A 9,583-nucleotide genomic window follows, 5' to 3' on the forward strand; every position below is an offset into this window, starting at 1 on the left:
TACGAACGGTTCAGGCAAAAGAAATGTACCCTTTAAAGCTATAAAAATTGTACACCTACCCCAACAAGTATTTTAGAGCAGCAAAACAAACCCCGAACGAATCATATTTTGAATTCGTTCGGGGTTTCCTTTTCTTAGTTAAACGTAATGTTTTCAACTGTGTCTGCGTCTAGCTTTTTGATTACTTCTACAATAAGTTTTACTGCATGTTCATAATCATCACGGTGTAACATGGCAGCATGAGAATGAATATAGCGAGTTGGAACTGTAATTGATAATGATGGGACACCATTTGCTGTTAGGTGAATCGCACCAGAATCTGTTCCGCCACCAGCCATTGAATCATATTGGAACGGAATATCATTTTCCTCCGCAGTATTGACAACGAAGTCACGTACACCTTTATGAGAAATCATAGATGCATCATATAAAATAACTTGTGGGCCATCACCTAGCTTAGCTGCAGCATCTTTGTCTGATACACCTGGCATATCACCAGCAATACCAACGTCAACACCAAAGCCAATATCTGGCTTAATAGCATGTGCAGAAGTACGCGCACCACGAAGTCCTACTTCTTCTTGCACTGTACCAACGCCGTATACTTCGTTTGGATGGTCTTCACCTTGTAATTGCTTTAATACATCAATGGCAATCGCACAGCCAATACGGTTATCCCACGCTTTTGCAAGTAACAATTTTTCATTATTCATTACTGTAAAATCAAAGTAAGGAACAACAGAGTCACCAGGCGTACACCGAATTCCTCTGCTTCTTCCTTGCTAGAAGCACCAATATCGATAAACATATCTTTAATTTCTACTGGTTTTTTACGTGCTTCAGCAGATAAGATATGTGGAGGTTTTGAACCAATTACGCCTGTTACATCACCATTACGCGTTGTAATCGTAACACGTTGAGCAAGCATCACTTGGTTCCACCAACCACCAACTGTTTGGAAGTATAAAAAGCCTTTGTCGTCAATTCGAGTGACCATGAAGCCTACTTCATCTAAGTGACCAGCAACCATAATTTTAGGGCCGTTTTCTTGACCAACCTTCTTAGCAATTAAGCTTCCAAGATGGTCTGTCTTAACTTCATCAGCATAAGGGTTTATGTATTTTTCCATAACTTCGCGAGCTTCCTTTTCATTACCTGGAATCCCTTTTGCGTCCGTTAAGTCTTTCAGCATTGTTAATTGTTCGTCTAATTTTGCCATGCTGAATCCTCCTCTTTTTTAAATTTTTCGACACCTTGTTTATTATAACGTTTTTACGGCAATTTCTCAAAATTTCTTTAGTTATAGGGCAGTTTCTCGCTTTTAGTAACCTGATTGTTGGCGATTATGATTTTCTTCGTTTTTGCTAAGGTAAGCTCGTACAACTTCATTTGTAGAGAAGGATAGATGTTCACCAAGAGCTAAATAACTGTTCATTAGCTTCATATAATCGTCTTTTGATTTACTCTGTTTAAACAGCTCTATACACTCATAAACTAAATGAAACCCTTTAGTTAATGTACTGACTGATCGGCTATTTTTACTTTCATTATTAAATCGATAACCAAAATCTAGTCCAAGTGATAAAATAAAATGAATGCCATCAACATACTCTTCAAGGATGACATCACGATCACTTGGACCTTTTTGACTCCAATATTTAAAACAACGAGTTTCATTGGCTAATTCCCCAACTTCAACATTTAAAGCAAGCACTTTATCTAAGTAAATGTCAGAGCGTGATTGTGGATGGTATTAAGAATTCTTTCGTCAAGTTGTTGTTGTAAGTCATATAATCGATTCCAATCCAATATAGTTACCACCTTTAATTTTTTATAGATTTATTGTGTCACCTTTCAGCATTCGTTGCAAAAAAATCATCCCATTTTAGTACAATTTCCTTTTTACGTAGTAGATAAAACAACATTAATATTGTAATTAAAATCGCTAATATATATTGCCAATGTAAAGACTGAATCCACTGACCAAAAGTTGTATAAATAATAGCTAAAGGAATGTTCGATAAAATCGAAAGCTTTGTGTACTCTTTAAAGTTTCTAGTCATTTCTATTATAAGTAATGATATTAGATGAAAATGAATAAATGGTGTAATTCTCAATAAAACAACTTGAGGAATACTTAAATGACGATGTTGACCGAACATCTTTTCTTTCAATCGGCTCATCCGTTCGCAAACAACAGGCATCTTTTGCATCATTAAATAAAACATGATACTCGATAAAGTAATTCCAATCATGGAGTAGATCGCCCCATAAGTAATACCAAAAAACAGCCCACCCATTATACATATAAAGGCAACAGGTATAAATAAAAAAGGGCGTATAATATGGAACAAAATAAACACAGCAGGCGCAAATAAAGCAACGTGGTGATCAGCTTGTTGAATCCAAGTCATGACATTTTCCATACTGAGCCCTCCATTATTTAAAGGTATCAATAAACCATATGACAATAGACGAGCCTTTATGACATAGAAAAACTAGAGTAAAATAATCATCCAAGTAATCGTTAATAATGGCATCCCAAATTGAAACAAACTATGTTTAGTTTTGTGTCGAAAATAAATCATCCCAAACCAAGCTCCAGGTGCACCTCCAATTAATGCTGTCACCCACAGAGTTCTTTCAGGAATCCGCCACTTGCCTTTACGAGCATAACTTTTATCCAATCCCATCATAATAAATGCAATCATACTTGCAACCCCAACTAACACGTATAAAAAAATCTCCACGGTTCATCCCTCTTTATCATTATATAGAAAAAGAGTTGCCCTAATATGGGACAACTCTTTTTAAACGTTTATTTTAAAGCTGCTTTAGCTTTATCTGCTAGTTCAGCAAAGCCTTTTTCGTCATTTACAGCTAAATCTGCTAGCATTTTACGGTTAACTTCAATACCAGCAAGCTTTAGACCGTGCATTAGACGGCTATATGATAAGTCATTCATGCGTGCTGCTGCGTTAATACGAGTGATCCATAACTTACGGAAGTCACGCTTCTTCTGACGACGGTCACGATAAGCATACTGACCTGATTTCATCACTTGCTGTTTTGCTGTTTTGAATAACGTTCTTTTAGAACCATAATAACCTTTAGCTAACTTCAACGTACGTTTACGACGCTGACGAGTAACTGTTCCACCTTTTACACGTGGCATGGTAATCCCTCCTGAATCTTTCTAGTTTTTATACGAACCTATTTATAAGGCATTAATTTCTTTAGACGACCTTCGTCACTTTTATCAACTAGATTACTCTTAGCTAAGCGACGTTTTTGAGCCTTTGTCTTATTACGGAATAAGTGGCTTGTGAAAGCGTGAGAACGCTTGAACTTTCCTGTACCAGTCTTCTTAAAACGCTTCTGTGAACTTTTATGCGTCTTCATTTTTGGCATGATTTATTCCTCCTTAAATGATGTTTGTTGCTCACTTTTTATTTTTCGTTCTTTGGAGCAAGCATTAAGAACATGTTACGACCTTCCATTTTAGGTTTCGTTTCAACAGTACTTAATTCACTACATGCATCCGCAAAACGTTCAAGTACTTTTTGACCTAAATCTTTGTGCGTAATGGCACGGCCACGGAAACGAACACTAACTTTTACTTTATCGCCCTTTTTAAGGAACTTTTGCGCGTTACGCGCTTTCGTATTAAAGTCATGATCTTCAATCTGTGGTGTTAGGCGTACTTCTTTAACGTTAATAATTTTTTGCTTTTTACGCTGCTCTTTTTCTTTCTTCTGTTGTTCGAAGCGGTATTTACCGTAATCCATAATACGAGCAACTGGCGGTTTTGCATTTGGTGCAACTAAGACAAGGTCTAAGTTTGCATTTTCAGCAATATCCAATGCTTCTTGACGTGATTTTACTCCTAATTGTTCACCATTCACATCAATGAGTCGCACTTCCTTGGCGCGAATGTTCTCATTGAGATTCATATCCTTGCTAATAGTGAGCCACCTCCAAAAAATCTTAGAAAATTAAGGCGTCATTTGACAAGTGACTGTAGAATTTAATTTAGGTATTTAACCACAAAAAAAGTGTCGGTACACATACGGCACCCACACACACTAATTTCATTAATCTATACGTATCATGACGTATAAAATAGAAAATTAATCTGACCTGTCAACTGCCAGTAGCGTCAATCAGGTGAGAAGCGGGTGCTTCTACTTGTCTTTAATTCGCCTTATTTAATTACCTTACCTAGTATAACGAGTTCTCACATTAATGTCAAGCACTAAATAAGGCAGCCCTTGAATAAGGCTGCCTCAAAATTATAGCTTACGATTATTAATTTCGTCAACAATTGATTGTGTAAATTCGTCTAATGAGATTGTTTCACTGTCTTTTTCACTATACTTACGGATATTAACAGCTTCATCATTCATTTCATTGTCACCAAGTACAAGAGAGTATGGGATCTTTTGTGTTTGAGACTCACGAATTTTATAACCTAGTTTTTCATCACGAACGTCTAGCTCAACACGCACTCCTGCATACTGTAATTTCTCTTGGACTTTTTTCGCATAATCCATATGAGCTTCTAAAGAAACTGGAATTATGCGTACTTGTTCAGGTGCTAGCCATGTCGGGAACGCACCTTTATATTCTTCGATTAAGAAAGCGACGAAACGTTCCATTGTTGAAACAACTCCACGGTGAATAACAACTGGGCGGTGCTCTTTACCGTCTTCACCGATATATGTTAAGTCAAAGCGCTCTGGCTGAAGGAAATCAAGCTGAACTGTTGATAAAGTCTCATCTTTGCCAAGGGCAGTTTTAACTTGAACGTCTAGCTTTGGACCATAGAATGCCGCTTCTCCAGATGCCTCCACATAATCTAACTCCATGTCTTCCATTGTTTCTTTTAATAAAGCTTCTGCTGTATTCCACATTTCATCGTTATCGACGTACTTCTCCTTATCTTCTGGGTCATGATAAGATAAGCGGAAGTAATAATCGTTAATGCCAAAGTCTTTATACACGTTTTGAATTAATTGAACAACACGTGTAAATTCCTCTTTAAGCTGATCTGGTCTAGCAAAGATGTGTGCGTCATTTAATGTCATACCACGAACACGTTGTAAACCGGCTAATGCGCCTGACATTTCATGGCGGTGCATCGTACCAAGTTCAGCGATACGTACAGGTAGATGACGGTAGCTGTATAATTGGTTTTTATACACCATCATATGGTGTGGACAGTTCATCGGGCGAAGAACTAAATCTTCGTTATCCATCTCCATTGTTGGGAACATATCCTCTTGATAATGATCCCAGTGACCACTTGTTTTATATAGGTCAACACTACCAAGTACTGGTGTATAAACGTGGTCATAACCTAAGCGCTCTTCTAAGTCGACAATATAACGCTCAATTGTACGGCGGATTGTTGCACCTTTAGGTAACCAAAGAGGGAGTCCTTGACCGACCTTTTGTGAAACAGTAAAGATCTCTAGTTCTTTACCTAATTTACGGTGGTCACGCTCTTTTGCTTCTTCTAAAAGTCTTAAATGCTCTTCTAACTGACCTTTTTTCTCAAATGCTGTACCGTAAATACGTTGTAGCATTTTATTTTTGCTATCTCCACGCCAATAAGCTCCTGAAATTGAAAGTAGCTTAAAAACTTTAATCTTACCTGTATGCGGTACGTGGACACCACGACAAAGGTCAAAAAATTCGCCTTGTTCATAAATTGATACTTGCTCACCTTCTGGAATGTCATCTAATAGTTCTAGTTTTAGGTGATCTCCAACTTCTTCATAGCGTTGTTTTGCTTCTTCGCGTGATACTTCAACTCTTCTAATTTCTAACGCTTCATCCACAATTTTTTTCATTTCTTTTTCGATTTTAGGTAAGTCTTCAGGCGTAATTGTTTCTTCCATATCAATGTCATAATAGAAACCACCTTCAATAACGGGACCGACTCCTAACCTTATCTCGTTTCCGTATAAACGCTTAACAGCTTGTGCCATTAAATGAGCTGTTGAGTGCCTTAACACTTCTAACCCTTCATCATCACGATAAGTAATAATTTGAATTTCGCCATCTTCATGTAATTCTGCCTGTAAGTCGACCATTTCGCCATTAAACTTTCCTGCTAAGGATTGCTTTTTAAGGCCTGAGCTAATCGAGCCAGCTATATCTTCAGTCGTTGTCCCTTTTGGAAACTCCTTGGCATTTCCGTCTGGGAACGTAATTTGAATCATATCACTCATACTGCTTCCACCTTTCTAATTAGATTATAAAAAACAAAAAACACTCGTCCCTAATCATTTAAAAGGGACGAGTGTTATACCCGTGGTTCCACCCTGATTCTGCATAATGCAGCTCTCAAGAAAGTCGTTAACGCCGACTTACGTTCATTGCTAATATTGTAATTAAGTTCACAATGAATGCTCAGAGGTGGTGAACAATTTGTCATACTAGAAAGCTCGCAGCCAAGGCTCCCTTCTCTGTAAAGCTGTTTCAAACTGCTCTTGTCCTCATCAAAGCATAAAACGTATTCATTATATTATGTACGTATTATAACGATGTTAATGAGGAAAATCAAGAGCTTTCTTTACACGTTTAAATTACTACTACTTATTTAAAAATATTTTTCATTTCCTGAACGTAAGGAAACTGGTTAATAGGATACAAACATACTCTTTCTTGAAAGATATTCATTACACTATAAATTTCATGAATCCGATCATTTGAAGCATAAACATCTACTCGTTCTGGCGCAATTGCCAATAGCTTCCCAATTACTTTCGTTTGGTCCATTATTTCTTGAAATGGTGTTGTCGCTGATGTAATCAGCTGATCTTGAATTAATTTCCCGTGGTCATCAAATAAAAGTGCTTCATTTTTATAATAAACTGTCACATGTTTATAATACGGTTCTTGTCCGTCAATAAAGCTTCTTAACTGCTCCATTCGGTCTTGAAAATGAAGTTCATCTTGCCATTCCTCAATACCAAACCCGACAATTTCTAGCCAATCATCTTCTCTTAAAAATAATTCATTATACATGTATTCCATGTTGATCTTAGAGACATTATCTTGTCCATAAATAAAGTGAACTAACTTTTCGTATAATGAGTCATTTAACTCGCTGTGCAACATTTTGGGGGCGGTACTTAAAGAGACAACGAATGGAACAATTTGCTCGATTTCATCGTCATCAAAATAATAAGTGTCTCGCAAGATCCTTTGTGATATTTTAGGCACATAAGCCTCTAAAATAAACGGGAAAATTAAATCAACTAAACTTGTCCGTTTGACAAATAAGAAATTGGACAACCAAACGAAATTTTCATCCAGCCTTATTTGACCTTTAAAATTGGCCGCTAATAAGTACAAGTAGAACTGTCTAGCTTCTTGCTCGTTTTTAAATAAAAATGCTGTTTCTTTCACTCCACATCCCTCTTTCATAGAACAAGGTAATACATTTTATGAAAGAAAGAGTGGAAACATGAAAAAAGCGACCAAAATTATTGGTCGCGATGATTTTGTCCAGTAACTTCAACTGGTTCACTTACTTGTCTAATTCTCTCCATAATCCTTGCAGCTTTAAGTTCTTCAACATCTCCACGACCTGCTTTTGATAACATTGATTCTAACTCACTTAAGTCATAATTTGATGTAAAAAATACAGGCAGACGTTCCATCATTCTAAATTGTAAAATCGCACCTAACACTTCATCACGAAACCATGGTGATAAAAATTCAGCACCTATATCATCAAAAATTAAAACTGACGCGCGCTTAAATTGATCAATCTTTTGATTAATTGTTGAATCAGTTATGGATGCTTTCATTTCTCTAACGAACTCTGGCATATATATTAATAACGTATCGATTTGCTTTTTTGCTAATTCATTAGCTAGTGCAGCTAATAAATAAGTTTTACCGACACCAAAGCTTCCGTGTAAGTAAACACCTTTTTTCGGTGGGGTATCACCACTTTCCTCATAAAACTGACGAACCTTTTGTAGCGCTTCTTCTCTTCCGTTTGCTTCCAACTTAATTTGCGAGAATGTGGCATCGTGAATCTCTTTTGGCATATGCAAACTTTGGACAAAGGAGCGTTGTTTTTGCAACTGTAATTCTCGCTCTTTTCGTTGGCATTCATGATAAATGAGTTTTACTCTTCCATTTTGTACACGAGCTTCTGGCACATAGCCCTTCATAACGTTAATACAACTATTTAACGAAGCACATTTCTCACACTTAACTGATTGAGAATCGTATTCATACAACTTCATTAGTTGTGAATCGATCTGTTTTTCAGTTAACTCTGGATGCTCCTTTAAAAAGGCTTTAATACGATCTGAGGATAAAATCTTTTTCCTCATTTCATTAAAAGAGGTTTGAAAATCTTCATTGTTTTTCAACCAGCTTTGGAGTGCAGACTGGATATGTTCCATTTAAATCATCCTTCATTCATTGTTTCGATTGTGAAAAGCTTTTAAAAAATGCGGTTAACTCTTCGTTTTTAGCTTCACTATTTTCTGGTTCTTGTTCAGTTTGCTGCTCTGACTGTTGTTGCTTCTGTTCCTTAAACCACTTGGGAAGAACTTCTTTGGATTTACCGGCTGTTTTAGACTGCTTTTGCTGTTTTTGTTGCTTCTTTTGCTGCCATGTTTGATACATTTTATGTTCACGCTTGGCCATATCCATAGCTGTTTTTGCTGTTGTAACCCCTTCACGACTCCAATGAGCTGCGATTGTATCAATATAATTACGGTTCAATTTGTTACCATTTTTTCTTAAAACGTAGTGAACTAAAACATTCATAACTGATTGAGAAAGTCCGTGCTCTTCCATTAAATCAGTGATCATTTCAACTTCTTTCATCGATGCGACACCTGAATTTGAGTGGTCCTCTAAAATTTCACGGTGTGTAATTTCGTTAAAGTGTTGAATAATGCGTTCCTCTTTAGACTCTGGTTGTTGATTTACATTTTTACCTTTTCGTTGTTCTTCGGGCTCTTGAACTTGTCCTTTTGTATATAACCGAGGTGGTACGGACCCGTGTTTTTTATAATAAATATCTTTACACATATCTATGAACTCTTGCCGATCAAATTCAGCATCTTCATTCACTGCCCATAACAACGCTTTCTCTAACTCTAAATAATCAACATCATAAATTTTAATGATTTTTCCATATAATTTAAATTATGGTTCGTTAAAATGTTTTTCGGTTCAACTTTTTGTTGGGTTAGCATTTTATATAACCATTCTAGTGGAAGGTCTGTTTTTATAGCTGCTGATTCATCTGATCCTTTTTTCGGTGGTTGCTTCTTATGTGCAACGTCGTAAATACGTCATCAAAATGATGAGTTACTTCTTCTACAGAAGAGGATACGGTCGGTTTCGGTGCTAATTTCTTTTGTAATTGTTGATAAACGTCTTTGCCGACATGATGCTCCAGTAAAACTGATAAAGTCGGGTTTTCAAAAAACTGATAGGCAGATGCAGGGCGACGGATCAAATAGTAAAATGTTCTAACGCTACCTTCTTCCTTAAAAGTTTTTAACAATCCAATTCCTTCTAGTTTCTTTCTTGCTTCATA

General features: G+C 36.7%; 10 protein-coding genes, 2 pseudogenes and 2 other annotated features. All 12 genes and pseudogenes read right to left on the minus strand.

The window, feature by feature from the left end:
- Nucleotides 1-134: 134 nt before the first annotated feature.
- Nucleotides 135-1,219: pseudogene (locus A194_RS18290) on the minus strand (M42 family metallopeptidase).
- Nucleotides 1,220-1,321: 102 nt separating this feature from the next.
- Nucleotides 1,322-1,714, minus strand: a complete 393-nt coding sequence (locus A194_RS18295) for a dUTP diphosphatase (RefSeq protein ID WP_017187016.1) — start codon at nt 1,712-1,714, stop codon at nt 1,322-1,324.
- Between the two features lie 133 nt (nt 1,715-1,847).
- On the minus strand, nt 1,848-2,426 hold the full coding sequence (locus tag A194_RS0111660) for a TVP38/TMEM64 family protein (protein WP_017187017.1): 579 nt from the start codon (nt 2,424-2,426) through the stop codon (nt 1,848-1,850).
- Between the two features lie 72 nt (nt 2,427-2,498).
- Complete coding sequence (locus A194_RS0111665) at nt 2,499-2,750, minus strand: DUF1294 domain-containing protein (RefSeq protein ID WP_017187018.1); 252 nt, start codon at nt 2,748-2,750, stop codon at nt 2,499-2,501.
- Between the two features lie 68 nt (nt 2,751-2,818).
- Nucleotides 2,819-3,175, minus strand: coding sequence for a 50S ribosomal protein L20 (rplT, locus tag A194_RS0111670; RefSeq protein WP_017187019.1), 357 nt, complete (start codon nt 3,173-3,175; stop codon nt 2,819-2,821).
- 38 nt (nt 3,176-3,213) lie between these two features.
- Nucleotides 3,214-3,411, minus strand: coding sequence for a 50S ribosomal protein L35 (gene rpmI / locus A194_RS0111675; protein WP_017187020.1), 198 nt, complete (start codon nt 3,409-3,411; stop codon nt 3,214-3,216).
- 38 nt (nt 3,412-3,449) lie between these two features.
- The gene (gene infC / locus A194_RS0111680) at nt 3,450-3,953 is read right to left on the minus strand and encodes a translation initiation factor IF-3 (protein ID WP_017187021.1); all 504 of its coding nucleotides are present in this window, start codon (nt 3,951-3,953) and stop codon (nt 3,450-3,452) included.
- A 90-nt stretch (nt 3,954-4,043) separates the two neighbouring features.
- Nucleotides 4,044-4,196 (minus strand) — a sequence feature (ribosomal protein L20 leader region).
- Nucleotides 4,197-4,292: 96 nt separating this feature from the next.
- Nucleotides 4,293-6,236 (minus strand): threonine--tRNA ligase, encoded by a 1,944-nt coding sequence (gene thrS, locus A194_RS0111685; protein ID WP_017187022.1) that lies wholly within the window; start codon nt 6,234-6,236, stop codon nt 4,293-4,295.
- A gap of 60 nt (nt 6,237-6,296) precedes the next feature.
- Nucleotides 6,297-6,519 (minus strand) — a binding site (T-box leader).
- Nucleotides 6,520-6,603: 84 nt separating this feature from the next.
- On the minus strand, nt 6,604-7,419 hold the full coding sequence (gene ytxC / locus A194_RS0111690) for a sporulation protein YtxC (protein WP_017187023.1): 816 nt from the start codon (nt 7,417-7,419) through the stop codon (nt 6,604-6,606).
- Nucleotides 7,420-7,496: 77 nt separating this feature from the next.
- On the minus strand, nt 7,497-8,432 hold the full coding sequence (dnaI, locus tag A194_RS0111695) for a primosomal protein DnaI (protein ID WP_017187024.1): 936 nt from the start codon (nt 8,430-8,432) through the stop codon (nt 7,497-7,499).
- A gap of 16 nt (nt 8,433-8,448) precedes the next feature.
- Complete coding sequence (locus A194_RS0111700; protein WP_029425225.1) at nt 8,449-9,123, minus strand: DnaD domain protein; 675 nt, start codon at nt 9,121-9,123, stop codon at nt 8,449-8,451.
- 145 nt (nt 9,124-9,268) lie between these two features.
- Nucleotides 9,269-9,583 (minus strand): annotated as a pseudogene (locus tag A194_RS18300) (replication initiation and membrane attachment family protein); the annotation flags it as partial.

This window comes from Alkalibacillus haloalkaliphilus C5 (genome assembly GCF_000269905.1).
Classification (GTDB): domain Bacteria; phylum Bacillota; class Bacilli; order Bacillales; family Alkalibacillaceae; genus Alkalibacillus; species Alkalibacillus haloalkaliphilus_A.

Bases quoted from the DNA above. Each gene is read 5' to 3' on its own strand.
- A194_RS0111660 (WP_017187017.1), bottom strand. From the start codon at position 2,426: ATGGAAAATGTCATGACTTGGATTCAACAAGCTGATCACCACGTTGCT.
- dnaI (WP_017187024.1), bottom strand. From the start codon at position 8,432: ATGGAACATATCCAGTCTGCACTCCAAAGCTGGTTGAAAAACAATGAA.
- infC (WP_017187021.1), bottom strand. From the start codon at position 3,953: ATGAATCTCAATGAGAACATTCGCGCCAAGGAAGTGCGACTCATTGAT.
- thrS (WP_017187022.1), bottom strand. From the start codon at position 6,236: ATGAGTGATATGATTCAAATTACGTTCCCAGACGGAAATGCCAAGGAG.
- rplT (WP_017187019.1), bottom strand. From the start codon at position 3,175: ATGCCACGTGTAAAAGGTGGAACAGTTACTCGTCAGCGTCGTAAACGT.
- rpmI (WP_017187020.1), bottom strand. From the start codon at position 3,411: ATGCCAAAAATGAAGACGCATAAAAGTTCACAGAAGCGTTTTAAGAAG.